Source organism: Mesorhizobium sp. B2-4-15, assembly GCF_006658505.1.
Taxonomy (GTDB): domain Bacteria; phylum Pseudomonadota; class Alphaproteobacteria; order Rhizobiales; family Rhizobiaceae; genus Mesorhizobium.
On the sequence record NZ_VFUZ01000009.1, the window covers coordinates 186,223 to 211,181 of the forward strand.

General features: G+C 60.1%; 24 protein-coding genes and 1 pseudogene. 7 read left to right on the forward strand and 18 right to left on the reverse strand.

Translation table 11 applies throughout. The features are described 5' to 3' along the window. Nucleotides 1-62: 62 nt before the first annotated feature. Nucleotides 63-284, forward strand: coding sequence for a hypothetical protein (locus FJ930_RS13605; RefSeq protein ID WP_140746107.1), 222 nt, complete (start codon nt 63-65; stop codon nt 282-284). A 30-nt stretch (nt 285-314) separates the two neighbouring features. Then, nucleotides 315-545: pseudogene (locus FJ930_RS13610) on the forward strand (transposase); the annotation flags it as partial. Between the two features lie 572 nt (nt 546-1,117). On the opposite strand, the gene FJ930_RS13620 reads toward FJ930_RS13610, so the two are convergent. From FJ930_RS13620 to betI, 7 genes are all read right to left on the reverse strand, one after another. After that, a complete protein-coding gene (locus FJ930_RS13620; protein ID WP_141838249.1) occupies nt 1,118-1,462 on the reverse strand; it encodes a type II toxin-antitoxin system RelE/ParE family toxin in 345 nt (114 codons plus the stop codon). Next, a complete protein-coding gene (locus FJ930_RS13625; RefSeq protein WP_140746098.1) occupies nt 1,462-1,722 on the reverse strand; it encodes a ribbon-helix-helix domain-containing protein in 261 nt (86 codons plus the stop codon). Before FJ930_RS13625 ends, FJ930_RS13620 begins: the two co-directional genes overlap by 1 nt. A gap of 906 nt (nt 1,723-2,628) precedes the next feature. Continuing rightward, complete coding sequence (locus tag FJ930_RS13630) at nt 2,629-4,719, reverse strand: ABC transporter permease subunit (protein WP_141838251.1); 2,091 nt, start codon at nt 4,717-4,719, stop codon at nt 2,629-2,631. Then, nucleotides 4,716-5,855: an ATP-binding cassette domain-containing protein gene (locus tag FJ930_RS13635; protein WP_246676907.1), complete on the reverse strand. Its 1,140-nt coding sequence runs from the start codon at nt 5,853-5,855 to the stop codon at nt 4,716-4,718. Before FJ930_RS13635 ends, FJ930_RS13630 begins: the two co-directional genes overlap by 4 nt. A 38-nt stretch (nt 5,856-5,893) precedes the next feature. Beyond that, nucleotides 5,894-6,829 (reverse strand): ABC transporter substrate-binding protein, encoded by a 936-nt coding sequence (locus FJ930_RS13640; RefSeq protein ID WP_141838253.1) that lies wholly within the window; start codon nt 6,827-6,829, stop codon nt 5,894-5,896. Between the two features lie 57 nt (nt 6,830-6,886). After that, the gene (locus FJ930_RS13645; RefSeq protein WP_141838255.1) at nt 6,887-7,696 is read right to left on the reverse strand and encodes an SDR family oxidoreductase; all 810 of its coding nucleotides are present in this window, start codon (nt 7,694-7,696) and stop codon (nt 6,887-6,889) included. 114 nt (nt 7,697-7,810) lie between these two features. Continuing rightward, the gene (gene betI, locus FJ930_RS13650; protein WP_141838312.1) at nt 7,811-8,440 is read right to left on the reverse strand and encodes a transcriptional regulator BetI; all 630 of its coding nucleotides are present in this window, start codon (nt 8,438-8,440) and stop codon (nt 7,811-7,813) included. A gap of 84 nt (nt 8,441-8,524) precedes the next feature. Here betI and FJ930_RS13655 point away from each other — a divergent pair, with 84 nt between their 5' ends. Then, the gene (locus tag FJ930_RS13655) at nt 8,525-9,598 is read left to right on the forward strand and encodes a helix-turn-helix transcriptional regulator (protein WP_246676908.1); all 1,074 of its coding nucleotides are present in this window, start codon (nt 8,525-8,527) and stop codon (nt 9,596-9,598) included. 9 nt (nt 9,599-9,607) lie between these two features. Here the strand turns inward: FJ930_RS13655 and FJ930_RS13660 are convergent, their stop codons facing one another. Next, a complete protein-coding gene (locus FJ930_RS13660; RefSeq protein ID WP_141838256.1) occupies nt 9,608-11,002 on the reverse strand; it encodes an NAD(P)-binding domain-containing protein in 1,395 nt (464 codons plus the stop codon). A gap of 204 nt (nt 11,003-11,206) precedes the next feature. Here FJ930_RS13660 and FJ930_RS13665 point away from each other — a divergent pair, with 204 nt between their 5' ends. From FJ930_RS13665 to FJ930_RS13675, 3 genes are all read left to right on the forward strand, one after another. Continuing rightward, complete coding sequence (locus tag FJ930_RS13665) at nt 11,207-11,983, forward strand: SDR family NAD(P)-dependent oxidoreductase (protein WP_140746084.1); 777 nt, start codon at nt 11,207-11,209, stop codon at nt 11,981-11,983. A 170-nt stretch (nt 11,984-12,153) separates the two neighbouring features. Continuing rightward, nucleotides 12,154-12,924, forward strand: coding sequence for an SDR family oxidoreductase (locus tag FJ930_RS13670; RefSeq protein WP_246676909.1), 771 nt, complete (start codon nt 12,154-12,156; stop codon nt 12,922-12,924). 106 nt (nt 12,925-13,030) lie between these two features. Then, complete coding sequence (locus FJ930_RS13675; RefSeq protein WP_140746082.1) at nt 13,031-13,915, forward strand: SMP-30/gluconolactonase/LRE family protein; 885 nt, start codon at nt 13,031-13,033, stop codon at nt 13,913-13,915. 78 nt (nt 13,916-13,993) lie between these two features. On the opposite strand, the gene FJ930_RS13680 is transcribed toward FJ930_RS13675, so the two are convergent. The 10 genes from FJ930_RS13680 to FJ930_RS13725 all read right to left on the reverse strand — a co-directional run bounded on the left by FJ930_RS13680 (nt 13,994) and on the right by FJ930_RS13725 (nt 24,089). Next, entirely contained in the window at nt 13,994-15,412 is a 1,419-nt protein-coding gene (locus tag FJ930_RS13680; RefSeq protein ID WP_141838258.1) for an FAD-dependent oxidoreductase, read from the reverse strand. Nucleotides 15,413-15,414: 2 nt separating this feature from the next. Next, nucleotides 15,415-16,275, reverse strand: a complete 861-nt coding sequence (locus FJ930_RS13685) for a PfkB family carbohydrate kinase (protein WP_141838260.1) — start codon at nt 16,273-16,275, stop codon at nt 15,415-15,417. Then, complete coding sequence (locus tag FJ930_RS13690) at nt 16,272-17,126, reverse strand: sugar phosphate isomerase/epimerase family protein (RefSeq protein ID WP_141838262.1); 855 nt, start codon at nt 17,124-17,126, stop codon at nt 16,272-16,274. The genes FJ930_RS13685 and FJ930_RS13690 overlap by 4 nt, the downstream gene beginning before the upstream one ends. A 23-nt stretch (nt 17,127-17,149) precedes the next feature. Continuing rightward, complete coding sequence (locus FJ930_RS13695) at nt 17,150-18,010, reverse strand: carbohydrate ABC transporter permease (protein ID WP_140746074.1); 861 nt, start codon at nt 18,008-18,010, stop codon at nt 17,150-17,152. Then, entirely contained in the window at nt 18,007-18,849 is an 843-nt protein-coding gene (locus FJ930_RS13700; protein ID WP_246676910.1) for a sugar ABC transporter permease, read from the reverse strand. The genes FJ930_RS13695 and FJ930_RS13700 overlap by 4 nt, the downstream gene beginning before the upstream one ends. A 128-nt stretch (nt 18,850-18,977) precedes the next feature. Further along, nucleotides 18,978-20,300 (reverse strand): extracellular solute-binding protein, encoded by a 1,323-nt coding sequence (locus tag FJ930_RS13705; protein ID WP_141838264.1) that lies wholly within the window; start codon nt 20,298-20,300, stop codon nt 18,978-18,980. A gap of 28 nt (nt 20,301-20,328) precedes the next feature. Beyond that, nucleotides 20,329-21,342: an SIS domain-containing protein gene (locus tag FJ930_RS13710; RefSeq protein ID WP_141838266.1), complete on the reverse strand. Its 1,014-nt coding sequence runs from the start codon at nt 21,340-21,342 to the stop codon at nt 20,329-20,331. 192 nt (nt 21,343-21,534) lie between these two features. After that, the gene (locus FJ930_RS13715) at nt 21,535-22,557 is read right to left on the reverse strand and encodes a LacI family DNA-binding transcriptional regulator (protein WP_140746066.1); all 1,023 of its coding nucleotides are present in this window, start codon (nt 22,555-22,557) and stop codon (nt 21,535-21,537) included. Between the two features lie 166 nt (nt 22,558-22,723). Continuing rightward, nucleotides 22,724-23,224, reverse strand: coding sequence for a hypothetical protein (locus FJ930_RS13720; protein ID WP_141838268.1), 501 nt, complete (start codon nt 23,222-23,224; stop codon nt 22,724-22,726). Beyond that, complete coding sequence (locus FJ930_RS13725; RefSeq protein ID WP_141838270.1) at nt 23,196-24,089, reverse strand: LysR family transcriptional regulator; 894 nt, start codon at nt 24,087-24,089, stop codon at nt 23,196-23,198. The genes FJ930_RS13720 and FJ930_RS13725 overlap by 29 nt, the downstream gene beginning before the upstream one ends. A 119-nt stretch (nt 24,090-24,208) precedes the next feature. On the opposite strand from FJ930_RS13725, the gene FJ930_RS13730 reads away from it, so the two are divergent. Then, nucleotides 24,209-24,959: NmrA/HSCARG family protein (locus FJ930_RS13730; RefSeq protein ID WP_141838272.1), on the forward strand; the 751-nt coding region annotated here is incomplete at its 3' end.

Sequence of the window (24,959 nt, forward strand, 5' to 3'; positions counted from 1 at the left end):
GCAGACGGAAGCCCGCTCCCGGCCGGGAGCGGGCGCTTCGCCAACAACAATGGGAGGCCCTCATGAATATGATGAGCGGCAGTGGCTCGATTCCGCCCCCGACGCATCCGGCAAGCGAATTCCTGGCCCATGAGGCCGAATGCCGAAGCGCGCTGAAGCCGCTGCTGACAGACTTGCTCGACACGGCCGAGTCTGCCGGATGGAACCGCCGGACCGTCGCCTCGGCGCTAATGTTTCTTGCCGCACAGCAGGTGTCGGCCGCCGAAGCATCCGCGCGAAGCTGAGCGAAATCAGGCCCCTTCACACAAAGGCCGGCGGTGCGCCGCGCCATACGCGCCGCCGGCGCCAAGCTCTTCTTCCTGCCGAAATACTCGCCCGATCTCAATGCGATCGAACAGCTCTTCTCAAAGCTCAAGCACTGGCTGAGAATGGCCGCAAGGCGCACCATTGAAACGGTTTGCGACGCGATCGGCCAAACCCTCGACCGCGTCACACCAATGGAGTGCTCAAACTACTTCGAAAACTCAGGATATGACCGGAAGTAATCTCATCCCACTCTAACACGCCGCACTTGTGACGGCTTGGTTTTGGTGTCCAAACGCCGGTCTCGCTTGTAGACTTGGCGGGCGGTCATTCATACAATCTTCTTCCTTCTGATCTTGCCTGTGACCGAACGACGAGTGCATCGCCGCCTTGCGGCCATTTCGCCGCAGACGTGGCAGGATACTCCCTGCTTATGGGCCTCGATGAAGTCGCGCAGGTCGGTCACAAGTGCCTTTTCCCGATCCCAGCGTGCTTGCGCTGCCGCAAGGGCGGTCTCGGTTTCCGCCAACCCGGCTTCCACTCGGGTCTGTCTGTCGGCCACCGCCCCCGATTTGCTGGCAACGCTGGAGCTTTCGGACCTGGCCGGTGCGAAGGATCTCTTCAGCGCCGAGGAGAAATCCAAGCTTCTCAAGGACGCCGCGGAAGCACACGACACCTTTGTCAACACTAGGCGCTTCTGACGTTGAGACTACATGCAGAGCGACGAAGCTGCAGCACCGGCTAGTCCGGACAACAAACCCTTGGTCTCAGATTCTCGCTGCCAGAAATCGATCGGGCTGAAGGTTAAGCCCATTTACCGCTTGGGGTCGGATGGCTTCGCGGCATTCTCTTCGTAATCGAAGTCGTCTTCAATTTCTGGAGTCAATGGTTGCTGTTGACCGTGACGTATTGAAAGGATGACCACTTCTTCATCGGTTAGATCATAATCGAGAAGATAGTCCCCAACGACCAATCGATGGGAACCCGGAATCGGCAGGCGATCAAACGTTTTGCCTATCTCTGGAAACCGAGCCAGATTCTTGCGAGCTTCAGTCATCCTGTCGACGAATGCCTTGGCTGCTTTCTGACTGTGCTTCTGAAGATAAGCGGCCTCCTGTCTAAGATAAGCCCGCGCATCTCCCGACAAACGCACCTTCATCAGGCGACCTTGCGGTTAACGATCTCGTGGATCTCTCCGAGAACTTCATCCATGTCATGGACATCGCCGTCGACCACCTGCTCCCGGCCTTTCCTAACAGCGAGGATGTCAGATCCTTCGCTTGCAAGGTATAGTTTCAGCGCCCTGACCATCACCCAGCTGCGCGACCTGTCGCAGGTTTCAGCAATCTGTTCGATTGCAGCCAAGACCTCCTCCGGCAAGCGCATTGTGATCGGGTCAGAAAGATTTGATTTAGGCATTGCACTTCTCCATTTGTAATACGCAGTATTACAAATTCGCTCCGTGCCGTCAATCGAAGTTGCGAGGATGACCCAGCTTAACCATGCCTGCTGGCGTCCATATCCAGCAGAAATGATGAATCAGATATTCTCGCTCATGGGAATCTGGAGGGTTCAATCTGGAGGGTTCTGTGAGGTCCGAGACACTGGTTTGGCACGCGGCCTCAACATCGGATCTCATTGCAAGCCGGATTGAGCGAAGCCGCCGGGTGATCTGGCGCTATGGGGATTGTTGCCGGGATGGCCGATCGGGGTCGTCACGGAGGAGTTCTCGAAGGTGACGCCCGATGGGATGGGGCGGAGCGCAACCGCATAGGCAAGGAAGTTTTGGCGTTGGTTGGGTCTTGGGTCATCGCAACGCTGGCCGTCATAAGGCCGGCAGTGTTCACTTGCATGAGACGGGTCAAAAACCCGCATGTCGGCGCGCGCGCCGACGGATGCCGACAATCCACTCAGCGGGTCGGCCGCTAGCCATCTTCCCACTCAAAAGATGGTCTGCGGCCGAACTCTTCTTGCAAGCCTGGACACATCGCTCGGTTGCTCCTGGAATGTCGATGGCGCGCTGCGACCTGCAGCATGGTCATCCGCGAAGTCCGCTTCTGGGCGCTCACAAAATTGCCTTTACGGCCACACGAAGGCGCGTTGCGGACCATCCGCTTAGGGGCCGACTTCGAAGCGGCGGATTTAGATCTCAGCGAACCCAAAGGAGCCGTTGAGTCGGGAAGACCTTCACGCCGGCGCGTTTTCATTCCGGCCGGGGTTAGGCTCTCCGCCCCGTACGAGTAATTGGAAGTTATGGTGCACGTAAATCCGGACCAGCTTGGCTCAAAGCTGCAAGGGAGCAAGGATTCAAGGCACCCTAGCAGCCTAATCCAATGCGCCCCCCGTGTTTGAGACAGTCGCTCGCATGATGCGATCTGAAATCATGGCGACCAGTGCAACCGATAGGCCTGCGACCAGTCCTAGGCCTGCATCCGCTTTGCTGAGTGCGATATAGACCTGCTGTCCGAGATCCTTCGTGCCGACCAGCGCCGCCACCGGAAGCATCGAAAGGGCAGCCATGATCGTCTGGTTTGCGCCAAGCACAACGACCGGCTTGGCGACTGGCAACTCAACATGGATCAAACGTTGCCATGCGGTGCATCCGATCTGCCGCGATGTCTCGACGAGATCGGCTGGCACGCTTCTTATCCCATATTCCACATAGCGGATTGGCGGCACGATTGCGTACAACGCAATGGCAATCAGGCCGGTGAGTTCGCCCACCTGAAAAAACATCAAGGCAGGGATGAGAAATATGAACTGGGGCATGGTCTGGAGCGCGTCACATACGGGCTTCAAAACAGCTGAAAAGCGATCGCTCTTGGCTGCCGCGACACCTAGAAGTCCGCCGACAAACATGCATATCAAAACGGCAAGAAGGCACAGATAGAGAGACTGACCGAGCGGGCCATAAAGGCCGGCGCCAACAATAAAGCAAGTTCCGAGGCCCGCCAGAGATGCCAGGCGCGCACCGCTTACCGACCACGCCAAGGCAGTGACGACGATGACAAACGCCGGCCAGGGAAACCCATTGAAACCCAGCAGCAACAATGTCGAGCCGATCAAAACGCCGGCGCCACCCTGCCATTGGCCTCTGAACCATAGCCAGACAGCGAGCGACAGCGAGAGTCCGCAATAAATGGTGCTGACCTGAAATGTCCAGGCAAACCCCCATGTGAAGGGCGTTACGGCGCCAACCAGACCAATACGAAGCGGCAGCATGAAATGATACAGGACGAACACCTTGAAGGCGTCCAGCGGTGCAGAGAAGTCTTGCACAAACCTGATAACAACCCGGTTCAAACCGGACGGGTCTATGACCCCTTGCGCTTTATCGGCCCAGGCCATGGTGGAGGGCGAGGCATTTAACAAGAACGCAACAAAAAGTGGCAGCCCCAGGATGACTGCCATTCGCAGGCCGTTGCGCAATGTCGTCTGTGTTCTGTCACGCGCCGGCTGGGCCATGCCGAAGGTGATACGGTCAACGACCATCGCCAGGACCGCTATTACGAGGCCGGACAATAGGCTCTGGCCAAACTCTGCCTTCCGCATGGAGTTCAGCACTTCCCAACCGACGTCGTTGAAGCCCCCGATGATGGCCGCCATGATGACCATGCTGAAGGCCGCCATCGTTGTCTGGTTTATGCCCGTCAAGATCTCCCGTTTGGCGGTCGGCAGGATGACATGCCAGAACCGTTGCCGGCGCGTGCAGCCCGCCATGCTAGCCGCTTCAAGAAGTGAGGGAGGAACACGCTCTAGCCCGAGCATGGTGCAGTGGACCATGGGGGCCACTGCATAGACAAGACAGGCAATCAGGCCGACGATCGGTCCGAAACCGAAAAGCAGCAGCAGCGGGATCAAGAACGCGAAGGCCGGCACCGTCTGCAGCAGATCGAGCACGACCATCGTGATGCCGCGGACATACCGCGATGAGTGAGCAGCCACACCGAGCAGGAAACCAAAGCCCACTGCCAGCGGCACCGCCAATGTGACCAGCGACAAGGTATTCATGCCCTGTTCCCAGTAGCCGGCCATCACCACATAACCGAGGCCTACCGCCGTAAACAGCGCGAGTTGCCAACCTCGTGCCAACCAACCCAGGATGGCGAAGAAGAGGATCATCGCCGGCCAAGGCATCCATTGGAGCGCTGCGCTGCAGGCATCCAAAGCTGCTCGCAAGATGATCGCCAAGACCGCGCAGATCGGCTTTAGCAAAGGAATTAGGAAGCCAAAGACGCTGTTTATGATGGATGGGACCGGCAGCAACCAAGAGCTTGGATAGGTCACAAGCCATGGCAACGCGGGCCGCATTGCGATGCAAATCGCGATGAAGGCCAGAACGACGAGCCACAAAAGTTGCCTCGATTTGATCGGCACGCTTTCGTTTGGTGCAAACACAGCCTGTTGAGCGCTCACGTTGCACCCCGCTGTATTGTGTCATTTGCCAGCACTTTGGCGATGACCTCGGATCGCAAAAGGCCAACCCGACCTTCACCTTCTCGCGTAATCACAAATGATCGGGTGCCGGCAATGCTTCGAGGCAACAGGGCCTCGATCGGCACGGCCGCATCGATTTCATGAACGCCTTCACCGCCAGTCCAGTCCGCGGGGATCACCTCCATGACAGAGCCAGCAGTTACCACCTTGGTGAGCGAGACCTCCTCGGTGAAGCTTGCCACATAGGAGTTGACCGGGTGAAGCATGATCTCGGCCGGGGTTCCGATCTGAATGATCCGGCCTTCTCGCATGATTGCGATCCTGTCGGCCAGGCGAAAGGCCTCCTGGATGTCATGGGTGATGAACACAATCGTCTTTTGCAGCATGCGCTGCAGCCGTAGGAACTCGTCCTGCATCTGGCGCCGGATGAGCGGATCAAGAGCTGAGAATGGTTCGTCAAGGAACCACAGCTCGGGATTGACAGCGAGCGAACGAGCGATGCCAACGCGCTGCTGCTGACCGCCGGAAAGTTCGTGCGGCATGCTGCGCTCGCGCCCTTGCAGCCCGACGAGCGAGATCATTTCCCGGCCGGTTTTCAAGCGCTGCGCCAGTGGCATGCCTGCCATTCGCAGCGGAAACATCACATTGTCGAGGGCATTGAGATGGGGAAGCAATCCGAAGCTTTGGAAGACCATGCCCATGACTTTGCGGCGCATTTCCACCAATCGGCGCTCGGTGGCGGACAGGAGGTTTTCCTGGCCAAGCCATACCTCGCCATGTGTTGGCTCGACCAGGCGGGACAGGCACCGCACCAGTGTTGACTTGCCTGAGCCGGAAAGGCCCATGACAACGAAAATCTCACCTTGCTGAACGTCGAAGCTGACATCCGCCAAGGCAAGAAAATTCCCACTCGCCTCCAGCCGGCGCTTAAGCGCGGCGACAGGCTCGCTCGATGAGAGCGCCATCTCAAGCGCCTTCGCCGGCCGCGGTCCATATATCTTCCAAAGATTGCGAGACCTGAGCTTGGCGGTCGCCTTGCTCGGGGTCTCTGATCCACCAACAGGATTGGTCATATCCAACTTTTCTTCAGCCGGTTGCAGAAGGGTCACGACCAATCACAGCTTTCACCAGCTGCGATTGGCCTCGCTCAAAATCAGTTCTGAGCCGCTTTCACCCAAGCTTGCCAGTCGCTCTGGTGTTCCTCGATCCAACCGTCGACAGCCTGATCGAGATTCTTGCCCTGCTTATCCACGGCGTAGATCATCTTCTGCTGGTCATCGGCATGGATTTGAAGTGATTTCATCAGCTCATATCCGGCTGGCCACTTCTCGTGGAATCCGGCCCACACAACCTTGATCACCGGCGGCGCCACGATGCATTCGGCCAGGTTCTTTTCGTCACAAGGCGGCATTTTGAGCCATTCCACAGGCACTTCGGCCAGCACCCAATGCGGGGCCCAGAAGCGCATCAACAATGGCTTGTGAGCCGCCACGGCCGCTTGTAACTCAGCGACGAGCGCACCCTCGGATCCAGCTGGCACCGGCGTGAATGGAATCTCTGCATTCTTCAGCTCTGGCCCGCTCGCCGAACCCCAATCCGCCGGGTAATCCAGAAGACGCCCATTCGGGAACGTTTCCGGCGTTGCCAGCGCCTGCACACAGGCTGGATCCTTCAACGCAGTCCAATCGGGCAATTGAGGACAGACTGTTTTGGTGTCGGCGGTGTAGAGCCACCCGTCCTTTGTGTCGAGACCGAGTTCGCCTATCTCCTCGAGCTTTCCTTCGGCCTTGGCCTTCGGGTAGACATCACCCAGGTTGCTCGGCCAGACCTCTGGCGACACAGACAGGCTGCCGCTTGCGATACCGGTGAACTGGGGCAACGTGCCGGCAGTGATATATTCCACCTTGTATCCGAGCTTTTCCAGCAACTTGCCGGCGATATGCGCGGACAGGTTCTGGCCGGTCCATTCGTTGATGGCGATCTTAATCGAGGTATCCGTATCGCCCAGGGGCTTCGCTATCGCCGGCGGGGCGATCGCGAGACCCGCGGCAAGGGGGAGTGTCCACAGTGCAATTTTTCGACCGATCATGATTTCTTTCTCCCATTGTCATTCGTTCTTGTTTTCGAACTCCGGTTCCCGGGGTGTTCAAGCACCGAGATGGCGTGTCGGAACGCTGACAGGTGCAAAGATTCCGGCAAGCATCCCCCCATCGACAGGCAGTTCAGCCCCCGTCACGAGCCGAGCTGCGTCAGACGCCAGGAACAAGATCGCCTCCGCGATGTCCAAGGGGACCGGCAGCTTGCGCATCGGCACCACCCCACTCAACCCGGCCACCGCCGCTTCGCGCCCGCCGACCTCCTGAGCGAAGCTCGCAAGCATTTCCGAGTCGACATAGGTTGGATGAACCGAGTTACAGCGAATGGGCAGCGCGTTCGCAGCGCAGTAAATGGCGACTCCCTTGGTCAGCATCCTGACCGCGCCCTTGCTGGCAGCATAGGCTACCGCGTCATCCGCAGCGATGTTTCCGTAGACCGAGGAGATGTTGACGATCGAACCAGAATTGCCCTTTTCCTTCATCACAGCAACGGCGGCACGGCAGCCGAGGAATGTACCGGTGGCGTTGATCTCCATTGTGCGCTGCCATTCTGCCAGCGAGTAGGTAATGAAATCACCGTCGCTCCAAGTACCCGCGGAGTTGACCAGGATATCGAGCCGACCGGCGTGCTGCACGACGGTTTCGACAGCACCCGACCAAGAATCCTCCTTCGTCACATCGAGCGAGACATAGGACGCGGACGCTCCTATGGCGGCGGCCGCCGCCTCCCCGCGGCCGCGATCGATATCGCCGAGGAATACCGTGGCGCCCTCTTGCGCAAATAGTCTGGCCGTTTCCCGGCCGATGCCAGAGGCCGCTCCGGTGATGAGGGTTACTCTCTCCGATAGCCGCGCGGCCATGATGTCGTTCCTTCCAGTTCAGCTCCCGCAAAGCGTATTCAGCCATCCAGAGCCCAACAATGGTGCCAACGGTCACCATTCCCAGCGCAGGCCGATCCGAGAGCCGACCACCATTCAGCCTAACTGACGGCTGGGATCCGTTCGCGACAAATGCTCGTCCCAACGGATGTGAGGGATGCGGTGGGTCAGGTAATCACTCACCTGTGCAAGGGCTTCGAGTGCTGAAATCCTCGCCGGTCGCAACCCAAGCCTTAGCCAAAGGCCATCGATGATCGTTGTTATGCCAAGCGCGACGGCTTCACATTGATCGACCGGAACAAGCTCGGACAGGGCGCTCATCAGATTCGAATGCATTCGGGCGTGAACGACACGCTGGATTCGCGCCAGTTGCGGCTCGCGCGGAACTTCCGCGCAGAGCGCCAGCCAAGCGTGACAGATTCCCGGCGTGAAGAACGCTGTGCTGAAATTGCCGGCGATGATGGCCCACAATCGTTCTTCGGGGCTCCGTGCGAGTCGCATCTGCCGAATGACTTCATCGCGCAGCAGCGAATTCGAATGGCGCATTGTGTGCTCGAAGAGCTCCTGCTTGGTTTTGAAGTAGTGATGAACAATGCCTTTTGAGGCTCCTGCCTTCTGGGCAACCTTCTCTATTGTTGCGCCAGCCATCCCCTCGCTTTGCAGGACCTCAAACGCTGCGTGCCGCAATTCGCGGCGTCGAATGTCACTGATTTTTGTCAGGCTCATAGGGCCACATTGACATGTTTGGCCAAAAGGATCAAGAATTGGCCCACTGACCAATTTTTGGGCCAGAAGGCCAAGGGAGGAGAGATGAACATCCATTCTCCGGTGAGCAGGCTTGCTCCAGATCACAGCCAGATTCGCTTCGAGATGCCGAACAGTATGGCAAAGCTCGGCTTCTGCACGGCAATCGGACGCGCCAGTGCGGCGATTGGCGAAGAAGATTTCTACGACCGGATGCTCGACGTGATGACCTCCTTGGTGGAAGCCGATCAGCACTCCTTGGTCCGGTATTCGAATTCTGGAGCGCCGGACCTGATTATCCCGCGCGAAATTCGCAGCGAGGTTGCAGCACCTTACGCCTCCGGTCTCTACGCGCTTGACCCATTTCATGACTACTGGCGAACTGTCGGGTTGCCGGCCGTGTGTTCCTTGCGCCAGATGGCCCCGGCGGAAATGTGGAAGAGCCGTTACGCTCTGGAGTTCCTGCGCGCGGCCAGCATCAGCGACGAGATTGCCGTGTTCCTGCCACCAATTGGCGGCGCCAGTCCGACGCTCATTGTCGACCGTGCCGTTGGTGAGTTCACTGCGACCGAACTGGCGACAATAGACAACGCTTTTCCTTTGCTGGCCGGGCTGCATGATGCCCACCTGAAGGCCATCATCAGCCATGGCCTGGCAGCTGACGCAACCGAAAAACCATTGCGACTTCTCGACCGGCGCGGCGACGAACTTGCCGCGAACGGCGCGTGGCGCAGACTGGTCGCCGCGCCGGATGGAGGGTTGGTGGAGGCGTTGGTCGAGTTGGCCAGCTCGGGCAAAAGGCAAGCTTTGCTGCCTGACGGTCGGCTTATTGTGAGATCAGCCCTTGGTGCCGATTTCGGGGCAGCACCAGGTGGCCAATGCGACCAGGTCGAAGTTTCGGCCATGCATGCACCCCGTGCCGATCGCAATGCCTGGCTCGCCACCCTCACCCATCGCGAGCGGCAAATTGTCGAACTGACTCTCGAAGGCCACCCCATCGCCAGTATAGCAGATCGATTGGGGGTAAAGCGCGGAACGATCAAGAACCATCGTCTGCGCTTGTACCAAAAGCTCGATATCACAACCGAACGCGAACTCTTTCTGACTTATGTCCAGCATTTGCGAGCGACCGGCACGTGACAGTGCCCGTCATTCTGCCGCGGAGCGAAACTCGGCATCAGATGTCCTTGGGACAGGCAGCCGGACGTGGCCAAACCCGAGGGATCGGGCGCGCTTTCGGCCCCGTTTGAGTTCACCCTCCAGCTCCGAAAAATAGATCTCCTGGTCGAGCTGCATCGTGTGTCGGGCCGACGCGTAGTAGCGGCTCATATGCTTCTTTTCATCGGCGACAATGGTACGCTTCTGCTCCTCCACCGTGGGCAGTGCATAGTCACCCGCAAGGTATGCGGCGATCCACTTTGCCTGGCGATCTGCTAGCGCGAAAAGGGTGATGCTCGGTTGAGCCAGGGCGATGAAGAAGAGGTTCGGAATCCCAGGCTTGAGGACGCGCTTGAACAGTGGCAATCGATTGCCCGGCGCCGAGATGAACGATGGATCGAAGAACGGAAAGCTGACCTTGTAGCCCGTGGCCCAGACGATGATGTCGATCTTTTCACGGCGCCCATCCTCGAAGACGACGCTATCCCCGTCAAGTTCCCTGATGCCGGGACGAATTTCGATATCGCCGGAAGCGACCAGCGTCGGAAACGTATCCGAGACCGAGACGTGCGCTTCGAACACGCGGTGGTCCGGCTTGGGCAGCCCGAAGTCTTCCATGTGACCGACCGCGAAATGGAAAATCCGGCGACCGACCCAGCGCTGCAGCGACAGCGGCAACCAGGGATACAGCTTGCCTTTGTCGGCAGGCTTGCCAAGCAGGAAACGTGGGAAGATGTGAGCACCGCGACGGGTGCTGACGAACAGCTTCTTCGTGATATGACGTGGGCAGAGCTCATTAGCGATATCCATCGCGGAATTGCCCATCCCGACCACCAGGACGCTTTTGCCCCTGAAATCAACGGGAGTGAAGGGGTCGCGGTAGCCGTGGGAGTGAATCTGGACCCCGTCGAAGTTGCCCGGGTAAGCCGGTTCGGGCAGACGGGAATCCCAATGATGTCCGTTGCACACGAACAGCGCATCATAATGGCGCGTCTGACCGTCGCCCAACCGGACTTGCCAGGTGCCGTCCGCGTCACGTTCGGCCTTCGCGACTTCGGTATTGAGTTTGACCTTACCTGACAGGCCAAAATGATCCATGTAAGCCATCAGATAGGACAGTACCTGCGTGTGATGCAGATAATGCGGCGTATCGGCAGGCATTGGAAAATCGGCCAACTGTAGTTGCAGCTTCGACGTGTCTATGTGCAGGGACCTATAGGCCGCCGACTTCCCGTTGGGGTTCTCGAATGCCCACTGACCGCCAACGCGATCGCTCATCTCGAACCAATCGAAGGGAATGCCGCGTTGGGTAAGAGCCTTGGCGGTGACAATCCCACTGCAGCCTGCTCCGATAATGCAGCATTTGGGAAGGGTATCTGGCTTCATGGCAATGGCTCCCGCAAGACAATCGTGATCGTGGCAGGAGCCTAATTCAGGCCCGGAGACGCCAACAATGGTGCCGACGGTCACCATCGGCGCCACAGGTCAGGCGTAGCGATAATGGAATGGTGACCGTCGGCACCATTGCTGGGGCAACCGTAGGTGAAATAGCCTCCGCCACAGCCAAAAACGCTTTGCCGGAGCCATCAAATGACACTCGACACCCCGTCGCGGGAAAAGTCCTCTTCGCTGTTCCAGGTGCCCCTCCTGCTTGCTGGACGACGCGCCGTCGTCACGGGCGCCGCGCGCGGAATTGGCAAGGCAATCGCGGACGCGTTCGACCAAGCCGGGGCAACCGTTTTCCGCCTTGATATCAATTCGTCAGACGTGGTTCACCGTTGTGACATTGCGGATGAGGAATCCGTCAAAAGCGTCTTGGCCAAGATAGCCCGCGATGGTCCGATCGATGACATCGTTCACGCTGCCGCCATCGGCGCTGTCGCTCCCCTGGCCGACATGCCCGTGGCCGATTTCCGGCGCGTGCTCGACGTGAACGTGACGGGCGCCTTTCTTGTCGCGAGGGAAGGATCACGGCATCTGCCTCGGGGTGGTAATCTCGTCCTTATCGCATCGCAGTATGGTCTGAAGGGCTGGCCTCTTTGGGGCGCCTATTGCGCATCCAAGGCGGGTGTCTTGAGACTTGCCGATGCGCTTGTGGGAGAGCTCGCACCGCGCGGGATACGCGTGAATACGATCTCACCGGGCAGTGTCGATACGGAGATGGTTGCGACAACAACGGCAAACATAGCACGACAATCTGGCACTGACCCGGCGGCAATTCGCGCCGGCTATGAGGCGGCCATTCCGATGGGCCGCTTCGCGCAACCCGAGGAAATCGCCTACGTCGCCGTGGCACTCTGTTCAGGTCTCTGCTCATACGTGAACGGGTCCAATATCGTGGTGGACGGGGGCGAGCTTTCACGCTGACTGGCAACCTGCCGCGCCCCGAGATTTCAGCCCGCAAGCCCAAACACGCAGACAGGTGTCGGCCTGTTGACAATCGTGTGAGGCTGACGCCGACGATCGGAACACGCCTACAGGTATCGGTTAAGTCTTAAGAGGCGACGCCGATCGTCCATTGCGAAGGAGACGGAAGAATGGTCCAGCGAGTGATGATCACTGCGGGGGGTTCAGGCATTGGCTGGGCTATCGCAAAGACGTTCGCCGACAGTGGCGCCAGGGTTCATATTTGTGACGTCGATGAACGCGCGTTGCAAACTGTCGCGCAGACATATCCCAAGATCGCAGCACGAAAAGTGGACCTATCCGATGAGAGTGCGATCGACGATTGGTTCGACGATGCTCTTGGCGATCTCGGAGGCCTGGATGTTCTCATCAACAATGCCGGCACTAAGGGCCCCACCGGTTATGTCGAGGAGCTCAAACTTCAAGACTGGCGAGAATGCGTAGGCATCTGTCTCGATGCGCAATTCATGTGTGCCCGACGTGCGGCGCCTGTCATGAAGACTCAGGGTTCGGGTAGCGTCATCAACATATCCTCGACAGCGGGCCTTTACGGCTACGGCCTTCGAACGCCCTATGCCGCAGCCAAATGGGCCGTCATCGGATTCACCAAATCACTCGCTGTGGAACTTGGCCCCCACAATGTACGCGCCAATGCAATTTGCCCAGGTTCCGTCGACGGCACGCGCATGCGACAGGTGATCAAGGCTGAGGCCGAGAGCCGCGGAATGGCTATCGATATCGTGGAAAGGGAGTACGTCCAATCCCAATCGATCAAGCGCTTTGTCAATCCCGAGGAAATTGCTGAGATGTGTCTGTTCCTCGCATCGCCGGCTGCAAAGATGGTGACAGGTCAGGCTATAGCAGTGGACGGCCACACGGAGGCTTTCCACATCGGTAGCTGAAGCTCCGATTCTATTTTTCACGGGCATCTGCCGGCCGGGCTCTAGAAGGTTCATCGCCGCCTGTGCCCGATCGACGATCGACTATAATGGCCGGAGGATCGGGAACATGCCGCTGTCCAAGGCAGAATGGAATATCTGTGCCCCGACGCGCGATCGGCTGGGCGAAAGCATACTGTGGCACCCCGCAGAGCAAGCGCTCTATTGGATCGACTTCTACGGCCCGGTTGTCCATCGGCAAAGGCAAGGCAGCGGCCTTGTCGAAAGCTGGAAGCTGGATTTCGCTGAGACGATTGGGTCGCTCGTACTTACCGACAAAGGCCTGCTTCTCGCTGTGGATCATGGGCTGCATCTCCTCGACACACATACTGGGAAGGCGCGTTTTTTTGCGGATCCCAAGCAAGGAAAAATGAACCTTGTTTACAATGACGGGAAGGTCGACCGCGCGGGGCGCTATTGGGTGGGAACCTACGATGTGTCGGAGAGAGTTCCAAACGCTCTCTTCTATCGCATGGTCCCTGGCTCTGATTGGGAAGTCGGCGACAGAGGCTTCGTCATTTGCAATGGCCCAACTTTCTCGCCTGACAATCGCAAGCTATATTTCAGCGACACAGTCGGCCGTCGTATCTTCTCCTACGACCTTGACGATGACGGATCGATATCAGGCCGTCGGGTGTTCTTCGCTTTTGCCAACATCGATGGAATGCCGGACGGCCTTGCGGTTGATAGTGCAGGCAATGTGTGGTGTGCACTGTATGGCGGCAGCAAGGTCGTATGCATCGACCCCAAGGGGACACTCCGTCGGTCACTCTATTTGCCAGCCGCTTTCGTCACGAGCCTATGTTTCGCGGGACCAGAGCTCAAGGCCCTGTGCGTCACTACCGGTTGGGACAGCAGCACGACGGAGGTGACAAAGGCAAACGATGTCGGTGGCGCAGTCTTCATGCGGCCTGTTGATATTGCTGGACTACCTGAGCCTATTTTAGCCCTCTAGCCTGGCGATGGCCTTTGCGGATCGGGTCAACGGATCGGCTGCTTCCCGGACATACAAAGTGCAGGTCCAATGACCGCCCTATTTCTTGCGATAGCCCGGCTTCAGCCGAGACAGCAGATTGGTGATCTTGTCCGCCTTCCGGTTGTGGATCTCGGCCTCATTCTTGCGACGCACGGCGCTACCGACGAGGCGGGCGCCGAGATAGCGGAACGGCTCCGGCGGCAGCGCCATGCGCCGCCCGATGCCGACCAAGCCGCTGGCGCTCCAGCGATCCTTACGCTCCAGGACGAGACTGGCCAGGATGCGCCCACCGATCGCCGTCTGCGCGATTCCGGTTCCGTTGAACCCCATGCCGTAGAAAATGTTGGGGTGATCGCGCAGATGATCGAAGACGGGAACGTGCTCCGGCACACAGTCGATGGGGCCGGCCCAGTCATGGTCGATCCGCACGCCGCGCAACTCCGGATAGACCCGGTGCAGTTCACGAAGGTTGTCGCGGCCGTGCCGCGGACTGCGGTTGAAGCCGCCGCCGAAATTGCCGCCGAAGGCAACGTCGCCGCTGCCGCGGCCGAACACGACCCTGCCCTTGGTGGTACGCTGGTAGTAGAGGACCTGAGCTTGGGAATCGCAAATCGATGCACCGTCACGCCAGCCAATGCCGTCCAGCAGTTCAGGAATGGCGGCGGTGGCGATCACCTCGCTGCCGACGACATAGAGATGGCGGCGCAGTTCCGGCAGCGCCGAGAGCCATGCATTCGCGGCAAGCACCACCTTTTCTGCCTGCACTGTGCCCAGCGCCGTGCGCACTCTGCACATCTTGCCCGTCTCGATGTCGAGGACGGGGCTGCGTTCATGAATGATCACACCGCGCGTCAATGCCAGTTTCCGCAATCCGGCGGCCAGCTTGGCCGGATGGACCGTGCCGGCATTGGTCTCGACGACGCCTACATAGGACGCCGATGACCCGGTGCGGCGTTTGATATCGTCGGCCGTCAGCGGCTTGAAACGGTCCTCGCCCACCGCTGCCGTCATGGCAACCGCGCGATCCCACGCCCCTTCCTGGGCTTTGGAGCTGGCGGTCCACAGCCATCCGTCCAGCCGCAGATCCATGTCGATCGTGCCGCTTTGCTGCAGCCCTCTCAGTTCGGCGATCGAAGTCGCCGTGTCGGCGCACAGTTGCCGCGCCTCTTCGAGGCCGACGACGGCACTGATCTGGTCGAGTTCGGCGAACCAAGAATGAACCTGGCCGCCATTTCGGCCCGACGCACCCGAACCGCAGAGATCGGCTTCCAGCACGATGACCCGCGTCTCCGGCGCGAGCTCACGGATGCGCAGCGCCGTCCACAAGCCGGTATAGCCGCCGCCGACGATCAGCACATCGGCGCGCTCGCTGCCTTGCATCGGCTCAGTCACAGCGTCGGCGCCGATGTCCTGCAGCCAGAACGACCGGTCGGACGGAAGCGCCACCGCCGGCTGTCGCAAACGAAGTGTCGTCACGATCAGGCTCCTTGGGGGTCTGTGATGAAGCTGGCATATTTGGCCGGAAGCCAACCCGGGAGGGGACGCGGCTCCTGGGGAAACCCGCCGAGATGGGTGCAGGTTTGCGCAGCCGCGATCGAAGCCTTTTGCAACGCATCCACAGCGCGAAGGCCATCGAAATGGAAGCCGGTCAGGAACGTGGCGATGAAGCTGTCGCCGGCACCGCACGTATCGACGACATCGATCAGCGTGGCCGGCGCGTGCACGACGCTCGCGCCATCGTCGAAGTAGGAGCCGCGTCGACCGCAGGTCAGCACCACCTGTCCTGCACCAGCCGCCCTGAGCGCGGTCAACAACGGCTCGACAGGAGCATCGGCGGCATCGGGCCCGGAGGCAAACAGCAGGGGCACGCCTTCGAGCGGCAGCGCCAGATGCGCCGTCGAGAGATCGACACTGAAGGGCACATGATCGGCGACCAGCCGGCGGACGAGGTCCTTGTTGGCATTGGTGCCAAGATGCACCCAGTCCGCCCTGGCGACGAGCGCGTAGTGCTCCGCCGAAGGCATGTAATTTTCGCCGACCCCAAAGGATTCATGCAGGAATTTCCGGTCGCCGGACTCCTCGCGAAGCAAGGTAACGGCGGTGTCGCCGGGCAGGCGCTCAACATCGTCCGGCGACAGGCCGACGCTGGCCAGGCCGGCAAGCACCACCTCGCCTTCGGGGTCCTCGCCGACCGCACCGAAGTACCGTGCGGCCAAGCCGCTGCGCCGCCATTGCGCGGCTACGTTCAGGGCGTTGCCGCCAACGGTGAGCAGGCCATGGCTGAGATAGGCGTCGAGGCAATTGTCCCCGACCGCGACAAGGTTCTGCATCCGTGTCATGCCGGCACCGCCGCGCGGTCCAGGTAAGGCTCGAGGGCGTCGAGGCAGCGTGTCCAAGCCTTGACCGGATCGAGCGCGTAGGAGCCGTTGCCGAAGGGCTCGAAGGTAATTTTCCCCGCGTATCCCAGATTTGCCAATTCGCTGACGTACCGGCCGAGCGGCAGCGAGCCGTCTCCCCATACAAGATGCCCGCCAGGCGAGCCGTCGACGAGTTGGACATGCGCCAAACGGGAACCGAACAGGTCGATATAGCTCGCCACCGTGTCGCCCGCCGTGGCCATGGCGACAGTGTCCAGCACCACGTCGATATTGTCCGCGTCGAGCATGTCCAGCATCCCGCGCAGGCCTGCCGCATCGTTGACGATATTTGTCTCGAACCGCTGCAGCGGTTCAAGAAGGCAGCGCACGCCATTTCGGCCAGCGTGCGCTGCGATCTCGCCGAGCGCCTCGAGCGCGCGGTCCCACGCCGGCTGCTGTGCTTCGCTCTCGAATCCCCGTCCTGGGGTCAGGAATAGATAGCGCGCGCCGAGCATCGCGCAGATGTCGCCGGCGCGGCGGAACCGCTCGATGCTGTCGCGGCGCAGATCCGCATCACCAGAGGCGATGTTGATGGGATACAGCACCTGTTCGGGGGTGAAGCACCAGGTGGACAGGCCATTGTCGGCCAGCACGCGACCGACGGCGTCGACGCGCGCATCCGTGGCGTGGAAGAGGTCGAGATGCTGGGCAACGCCCCACAATTCAATCTCCCGCATTCCGAAGTCGCGAATAGTCCTCGCGACCTGGTCGAACGGAAAGTGCTGAAAGCTGAAGTTGGCTCCGATCAGCTGATGAAAGGCAAGCTGCGGCATGAAGGGTCCTTTCAGGGGAATTGCTACTTGCCGATGCCTTCGGATAGGCCACGAATGAAGTAGCGCTGCGCGGCAAAGAAAACGACGACGATGGGCAGCGCCGAGATCGTCATGGCCGCGAACACGACGGCATAGTTGGTCCCGTGCGTTGCCATGATCGAAGTGAGGCCGACCGGCAGCGTCTGCACATCGCTGCCGCTCGTGAACACCATGGCGAACAGATACTCGTTCCAGGCGAACAGGACGTGCAGGATGACGCACGAGATGATGATCGGCCGACACAGCGGCAAGGTGATGCGCCAGAAGATCTGACCTTCGCTGGCTCCGTCCATCGTCGCCGCCTCGTCGAGATCGCTGGGCAGGTCCAGCATGTAGGCGCGAATGAGGAAGGTGGTGAACGGCACCCGGAACGCCGTGTAGAGAATGATCAGCGCCCAGTAAGTGTTGTAGAGCCCGAGCGCCTGCAACATCTTCACCAGCGGGATGATCGCCACTGTAGGGCTGAGCATCAGCCCACCCAGCACGACGGCGACGACCAGTGATTTTCCCGGCATCCTGGTCCGGGTTAAGCCGAACGCCGTCCATGCGCTGATGAGCACGGTGCAAACGGCCGAGGCAACGGTCACCAGGACGGAGACGGTCACATAGCCACGAACGCCCTGGTTCCAGGCCTGCACATAGTTGTTCCAGGACCAGTGCAACGGCGGGGCGAAGGGATCGCCGAAAATTTGCGCGTTGTCCTTGAAGCCGCTGAGAGCCATCCAGATCAATGGATAGATGACGACGACGCCGAGGCAGACGAGGAACGAATAGAGGAACGTCCTGGCAACGACGGACCAGACGTTGACCTGCCGTCTGCGTGCGACTGCGAGGGTCGCGCTCATAGCTGCACCCGGCGACGCTTCGTATACCAGAGCTGTGCCGCGCCGGTAAGCATGGTCAGCACGAAGATGACCGCGGCAATCGCGGCACCATAGCCGAAATTGTCTTCGATAAACGCCTTCTGATAGAGCCATGTGCCCAGGACCTGGCTGCTGTTGTTGGGCCCGCCGGCGGTCATGACCATGACCTCGTTGAACACCTGGAACGCGCCGGTGATGGTGACGATGATCATCAGCCCGGTCATTTCCCGGGTCAGTGGGAAGGTGATGCTCCAAAGACGGCGCAGCGGGCCGGCTCCGTCGATCGTGGCGGCGTCGTAGAGGTCGCGCGGAATTTTCTGGATCGCGATGGCGAACAACAGCGTCGAATAGCCAAAGCCTTGCCATTGGCTCATGGCGATGATGGCGTAAATGGCCGTGTGCTCATCGCCGAGCCAGGGCAGGACGAACTGACCGAGACCGAGGCGGCTGAGTGCGGCATCGAGCAAGCCGATCTGCGGCTGGTAGATAAAATAGAACAGCAGTCCGGTGACGGTGATCGAGATGGCCGAGGGCACGAAGTAGACGGCGCGCCATAGCCGACGCCAGCGCTCGTTCCTCAAATCTTCGATGATGGCCGCCAGGAGAAACGCGCCGAAGACCTGGAAGATGACGGAGATGACGGCGTAGAGGCAATTGTTCCAGAGTGCGACCAGCACGATCGGGTCATGCAGCAGCCGGTCATAATTGGCCAAGCCGACATTGGTGACCTCGCCAGTATAGATGTCCTGATCGGTGGTGCTGACGACGAAATTGTCGACGATCGGATAATAGACGAACCAGCCGATGAGGATTAGCGCCATCGCCGCCCATCGGAACGACAACAGATTTCGGAAGCGGGTCCGCAGGCTTCTGGACCTTCGCCGCCTGGCGGCGCCGAGAATGACGGCGCCGCTTTCTATTGTATCCGATGCCCTGACCATGGTCCGCTTTATTTGGCTGCCGAGGCGGCTTTGCGCACCTCGTCCATCACTTGCTCGGGCGTCATCGAGCCGCCCGTCAGCGCCTGCAGGCTGGATAGCCAGACAGCGGCGACGCGCGGCGGATTGGCCGTGTCCAACCAAGGCATGAGGAACGAAGCCGCGTTGATGTCCTTCAGTCCATCGACGATCGACGCGCTCATGTTGGATTCCGATGCGCCGCCGATGGTGGCGCTCGGCTGGCCGTACGGAGGCGCGGACAAGACCTGCGCGTTTTCCTTCGAGGTGACGAACTTCATGAAGTCGATCGCCAGCGGAATATTCTTCGAGGCCGCATTGATCATGTAACCCTCGGGAGCGCCCTCGATCGACTTGGGATCGCCCTTGGCGCCCTCGGGCACGGGCAGTCTGAAGAAGCCGAAATCGGCCGGCTTCAATGCCGAGTCCGGTGTGGCGGCCTGATCGAACTCGATGATTTCCTGATAGTACATGGCCGACTGCGCATTCGTGAAAGCCTGCAAAGCCGAGGCATAGGACGTGCCATTGACGCCGGCGCCGTCGGTACAACGCTCGACAAGCTGACGGTACTGCTTGAGCGCCGCGACATAGCCTGGATCCGTATATTGGGCGGTGGCGGGATCGAAATCGCGTTCCAATGTCGCCTGCGGCACATTGTAGGCGAGCAACTGGCCCGCATAATGGATCGCCGGCCACGCTTCCTTGTTGCCGAGCGAGATCGGTGTCGTGCCCGCTTTGCGGATGGCATCGCAGCTGGTCAGCAGCTCTTCGAAAGTCGCGGGTGCCTTCAGGCCGAGCTTTGCGAACGTCTGCTTATTGTAGCCCATGAATTTGGCATCCTGGTAAAGCGGAATGCCATAGAACTTGCCGTTGTATTCGAACGCCTTGACGGCGGCGGGCGACAGTGTCTTGCCCCAGTCGGTGTCCGGACCGATGACCTTGCTCAGGTCGACGGCACGGTTGCCGCGCACGAAATTGCCGCCCCAACTGCCCGTCCACGAGAAATAGATGTCGGGAAGCGAGTTGGAGGCGACCAGCGTCTTGGTCTTGCCCTTCACGCTGTCGTCGCTCTCCTGGATGAGTTCGACCTTCACGCCCGGATGGAGTTTCTCGTAGGCCTGCGCCATGTTGACGAAATAAGGCGACAGCTGCTGCAGCCCGAACTTGGTCAGGATCGACAGCGTGCCACTATATTCGACCTTGGCGTTGGGATCGGCCGCGACCGCTGGCGAAGCGGCGGAACCGCCACTCATCGACAGCCCCAATGATGATACCGCGGCCACTGTGACCGCCACGACATGCAGCGAACGTTTCATAAGCAGCTCCTTCCGAGGTGAGAGTGGATCAGTATTCAACGCGTTTGTAGTAGCGACGTGTGGTCAGCGGGTGGTTGCGCAGCACCTCAAGATGCGCGCTCAACCGCTCGAGCAGCGTGGCGAGCAACACCGGCGAAATCATGCCGCGCACCTGCTGGGAGATGGCCGGCAATTTGACCGACGCGGCATCCAGTGTGCGGACGCGGTCGGTGTAGCGCCGGGCGAAATTCTCGACCCGGTCGGCGAGCGGGCGAAGGGCATCCTCACCCTTGAACACGAAGACGCTGACACCCGGCTCGACCAGCTCGAGGGTGCCATGGAAGAAGTCCGCGGCATGCACCGGGCGGGTGCGGATCCACTGCATTTCTTCCAGGATGCACATGCCGTAGTAATTGGCTTCCGGCCAAGCCGAACCGGCGCCGGTGAAGATGTGATAGGTCTCGTCCTTGATGGTCTTGGCCAGTTCGGCGGCCTTGTCCTCGAAGTCGGCTTTTGCGTCGGCGAGCAGGCCCGGCAGGAGCTTGAGCTCGGCGACAGCGGTGTCGAAACCATCATATTCGCCGCGCTCGGCCAGCAGCGCCAGAACGATCAGCATCGTCTGCAGGTAGAAGGATTCGGAGGAGGTGTCGTCCTCGGCGAAGTTCGTGAAGTTGTGGTCGGCTTCCCGCGCGATCGGCGTGTCCAAATGACCCGTGAGCGAGATCGTGCGCACGCCCCGTTTTTTCAGGAAAGTCATGAGTTCGACGCTTTCCTTGGTCGTGCCCGATAGTGACGGAATGACGACCGCGGCCTTGTTGTCGAGGCCGGCCGGTGGATCGAGAACGACCTGCGCGGGATACTCGGCGCTCACGGGAAATGTCGAATGGCGTTTCGCCAGTTCTATCGCGGGAAGCGTCAGAAGCTGCACGCCGCCGGTTCCCATGAAAAACAGCCGCTCGACGCCTTCCGAAAGCAGCGTGCGCATGAGCGAGCGCGCCTGGCCGGCGATGGAAATCGCACCGCTCTGGATCCTTATGAAGCGGTCCTTATCAAAGTTCAGCATGTCGTTCTTCCTTGTACTCGGATGCGGCAGAGCCTTTGCCCAGGCGCGAGCATCAATGCGCCGTCTTAACCAGCCTTTTCGATCGGCTCATATGACATGAGATCGATCTCACATGGCGATAGTGGGCACGCATTTTTGCGCTTTGCAAGCCCCTCACCGCAGTTTTGCCAATGCTGGAAGCTGGGGCGCCGGTCAGCGCCTGTGGGGTCGAGCTACCGATCCACGCACGATTAGGCGCGTCGGGAACCGGATATCGCGCGGCGCGACCTTCTTGCCGGCCAGCCTTTCGAGCAGCAGCTTGGCGGCAAGTGGCCCGATCTCGGAGATGGGCTGGGCGATGACCGTGATCTGTGGATCCGTGAAGGTTGCGAGATTGAAATCGTCAAAGCCGACCAGCGACACGTCATGGGGGATGGACAGACCCATCGAGCGCAGGCCGAGAAGCGCGCCTTGGGTCATCAGGCTGTCCACGGTGAACAGTGCGGTAGGGCGGTTGCGGCGGCTGAACAGCCTTATAGTGGCCTCCACCGCATGCTCGACAGTCGAACGCGACACGCCGATCAGCGATTCGTCGAACGCAACGCCATGCGATTTCAGCGAATTCTGGTAGCCGGCGAGACGCTCTTGCGCGGTGAAGATCCGTGAATCGTCCCGCAGCAGACCGATTCGCTCATGACCGTTGGCCACGAGGTACTCGACCGCCTCGCGCGCTCCCCCTTCATTGTCGACGACCACGCTGTCGCATTGCAAGTCCTTGACGACGCGGTCGATCAGCACGATTGGCGAACCTGCACGCGCCAACTGCACGATATGCTCGCTGTCGGTTGCCGATGTTGGGGCCAGGATGAAGCCGCGGACGCTGAGGGCGCGCAGGCTGTCCAGCAATTCCTTTTCCAGTTCGACATTCTCCTCGCTGCTGGCGATCAGCAGATTGTGACGATGCTTACGCAGTTCCACCTCGATGTCGTGGGCGATTCGGGCGAAGAAGGGATTCTGGATATCGCCGGGCACGAAACCGACGATCGGCAACTGGCCGCTGCGGAGCGCCTGAGCAACGAGATTTCCCCGATAGCCCAATCTATCGGCGGCTTCCATCACCCGAAGCGCCGTCTCGTCACCGACATAACCGTAGCTGTTGAGCGCCCGCGCCGCCGTTGCTCGCGAGACATTGGCCGCGGCGGCAACGTCTTTCAAGGTGATCCCTTTTTGCGTCACGGTTCATGGTTCTCCCGCGACCAGGATTTTGTGCCAGGCCGCCTTCCGCCTCGGCGCTGCATCCGCCGTTGTGCCGCATATAGTCACGGCACCAACATTCGTGCCAAGGCTCCGGGCACAAGCGTATTGGGGGATTCTTTCACTTGCGGCAACCATTCCGCTGTTGTCAGCCATCCACCCCTCCGATGTGCGACGCCTGTACCGGATGCCGTGCACCTCCTCCGACGCCGTATTCGAAGATTGAGCCGGCCACCTCCTCCCCAATTTCCCTCGAATCATAGATTTGCGAGTTTGGCTCACCGTCGTGCGACGGTTGACAGATCGCAAATATAGCCAGCGATCTGCGAGGGCGCAGCGTCGATTTCGCGTCACTGCACCCTTTAACGAATTTGCTGAGCGCCGGACATATCGGCAATCGCCGCTCGCTGAAACGATATATTGCTCGCAGAAAGGCCCACAGGCCGGCGATTGGAATGACTGAAATGGGGCCGAAACCGGTCGGTCTGCTTCGCAGAGTCATGGCGGCTGCGGTGTTGAGCGTGTTGCGCCACGGGGAGTTTTCCCCACTTGATCCGCTTGGCTTGTTCGCCTTTTTGATCGCTGTAGAGGTGGGTTCATAGGGAAGGGTGCCGGATTGTTCAGTCCGCGACATAGGCTGCCAATTCATCAGCCGTCCCCTGCGGAAAGGCTTCCTTCAAGTAGTCGAGGAACGCTGACACGCGGGGGCTGAGCAAACGCCTCGAGGGATAAAGGGCCCAAAGCGCCGTCTCGGGCCCTGACACATCCCCCCAATGCACTAGCGTGCCGGCAGCCAAATCGCCGCTGGCAAGCGACAACGGAAGGCGCGCGGCGCCGAGCCCCATGCGCACCGCATCCCGGACCATGACGAACGACGCCAGGCTGAGCACTGGCTTGGCGTTAATCGTCGACTTGCCGGACGAGGTCGTGACTTGCCAGGCTTCGGACTCGTTCAACGAGCCTCGACTGATCGCGGGAACGAGACTTCCCGAGGTTGGGGGCGTCAGGTGCGGACTAGCCACCACCACTAGCCGATCGCGCAGGAACACTCGCCCAACAAGGGTGGCATCCGGCTCCGGGTTGACCCGGATGACGAGGTCGTAGGCTTCTTCGATCATGTCCACGGCCCTGTCTTCCGTGGTGATCTCCAACCGAACCTCCGGGTATCTAAGGACGAAGCCGGCCGCGAGCTTTCCGACCGCGGTCTGAGAAAAGAGCAGTGGCGCGCTGATGCGTAGCCGGCCACGCGGGCTATGGCCGCCCGAAGCGATCGCTTTCGCCGTCTCATCAAGTTCTGTGAGCAGAAAGCCCGTTCGTTCAAACAGGGCTCGTCCCTCCTCCGTGAGCTTGAGCGTCCGCGCACCACGTTCGAACAGGCGCAGATCAAGACTTGCCTCGAGATCGGCCACGCGTCTGGAAAGGGTCGCCTTTGGCCGGCCGGCGGCACGTGAGGCCTTTCCGAACCCGCTGTGGCGGGCCACCAGGTTGAAGTCGGCAAGAGCGAGAAGATCCACGATTTTGTTCTTTGCTGTTCCGCCAATGAGACGATGTGTCCAAACATACCATCTATCGGGATGTATGTGGATCACTCATTTTGAGCGTGCCTTTTGACTCAAACAGAAAGTGAACCCCAATGACCATCCTCGTTACAGGTGCCACCGGCCGCGTCGGCCGCCATGTCGTCGACCAACTCCTTCAGCGCGGCGCGACGGTGCGTGTGCTGACCCGCGACCCCGCGAAAGCCAGCTTCCCGACCGGTGTCGACGTCGCCAAGGGCGATTTCCTCGACATCGATGCACTGCGCAGCGCCTTCAAAGACGTGAGTACGCTCTTCCTACTCAATGCCGTCACGGGTGACGAATTTGCCCAGGCGATCATCGCGCTCAATGTTGCTCGCGAAGCGGGCGTCGACCGTGTCGTCTATCTTTCGGTGTTCGAAGCCGATCGGGCGGTGAACGTCCCGCATTTCGCCGTGAAGTTCGGCGCCGAGCGCATGCTGGTGCAGATGAACTTCAGCGCCACCATCTTGCGTCCGACCTACTTCATCGACAACGAGTCGATGGTAAGGGACGTCATTGTGGAGCACGGCGTCTATCCGATGCCGATTGGCAGCAAGGGCGTAGCCATGGTGGACGCCCGTGACATCGCCGAAGTAGCAGCGATCGAGCTGATCCGCCGCGACTCCGCACCCGGCAAGCTGCCGATCGAGACCATCAACGTGGTTGGGCCCGACACGCTGAGCGGCCCCGACGTGGCTAAGATCTGGTCGGAGCTTCTGGATCGCCCGGTGGTCTATGGGGGCGACGATCCCGGCGCGTTCGAGCAGAACATGGCGAGCTTCATGCCGAAATGGACGGCCTACGAGATGCGCCTAAATGCCGAGC

What these genes read in the sequence shown, in the direction of transcription:
- FJ930_RS13710 (WP_141838266.1), bottom strand. Translation starts at nt 21,342, where the DNA reads ATGCTGAACTTTGATAAGGACCGCTTCATAAGGATCCAGAGCGGTGCG.
- FJ930_RS13675 (WP_140746082.1), top strand. Translation starts at nt 13,031, where the DNA reads ATGCCGCTGTCCAAGGCAGAATGGAATATCTGTGCCCCGACGCGCGAT.
- FJ930_RS13670 (WP_246676909.1), top strand. Translation starts at nt 12,154, where the DNA reads ATGGTCCAGCGAGTGATGATCACTGCGGGGGGTTCAGGCATTGGCTGG.
- betI (WP_141838312.1), bottom strand. Translation starts at nt 8,440, where the DNA reads ATGAGCCTGACAAAAATCAGTGACATTCGACGCCGCGAATTGCGGCAC.
- FJ930_RS13695 (WP_140746074.1), bottom strand. Translation starts at nt 18,010, where the DNA reads ATGAGCGCGACCCTCGCAGTCGCACGCAGACGGCAGGTCAACGTCTGG.
- FJ930_RS13700 (WP_246676910.1), bottom strand. Translation starts at nt 18,849, where the DNA reads ATGGCGCTAATCCTCATCGGCTGGTTCGTCTATTATCCGATCGTCGAC.
- FJ930_RS13705 (WP_141838264.1), bottom strand. Translation starts at nt 20,300, where the DNA reads ATGAAACGTTCGCTGCATGTCGTGGCGGTCACAGTGGCCGCGGTATCA.
- FJ930_RS13640 (WP_141838253.1), bottom strand. Translation starts at nt 6,829, where the DNA reads ATGATCGGTCGAAAAATTGCACTGTGGACACTCCCCCTTGCCGCGGGT.
- FJ930_RS13645 (WP_141838255.1), bottom strand. Translation starts at nt 7,696, where the DNA reads ATGGCCGCGCGGCTATCGGAGAGAGTAACCCTCATCACCGGAGCGGCC.
- FJ930_RS13685 (WP_141838260.1), bottom strand. Translation starts at nt 16,275, where the DNA reads ATGACACGGATGCAGAACCTTGTCGCGGTCGGGGACAATTGCCTCGAC.
- FJ930_RS13620 (WP_141838249.1), bottom strand. Translation starts at nt 1,462, where the DNA reads ATGAAGGTGCGTTTGTCGGGAGATGCGCGGGCTTATCTTAGACAGGAG.
- FJ930_RS13625 (WP_140746098.1), bottom strand. Translation starts at nt 1,722, where the DNA reads ATGCCTAAATCAAATCTTTCTGACCCGATCACAATGCGCTTGCCGGAG.
- FJ930_RS13655 (WP_246676908.1), top strand. Translation starts at nt 8,525, where the DNA reads ATGAACATCCATTCTCCGGTGAGCAGGCTTGCTCCAGATCACAGCCAG.
- FJ930_RS13665 (WP_140746084.1), top strand. Translation starts at nt 11,207, where the DNA reads ATGACACTCGACACCCCGTCGCGGGAAAAGTCCTCTTCGCTGTTCCAG.
- FJ930_RS13660 (WP_141838256.1), bottom strand. Translation starts at nt 11,002, where the DNA reads ATGAAGCCAGATACCCTTCCCAAATGCTGCATTATCGGAGCAGGCTGC.
- FJ930_RS13605 (WP_140746107.1), top strand. Translation starts at nt 63, where the DNA reads ATGAATATGATGAGCGGCAGTGGCTCGATTCCGCCCCCGACGCATCCG.
- FJ930_RS13720 (WP_141838268.1), bottom strand. Translation starts at nt 23,224, where the DNA reads ATGAATTGGCAGCCTATGTCGCGGACTGAACAATCCGGCACCCTTCCC.
- FJ930_RS13690 (WP_141838262.1), bottom strand. Translation starts at nt 17,126, where the DNA reads ATGCCGCAGCTTGCCTTTCATCAGCTGATCGGAGCCAACTTCAGCTTT.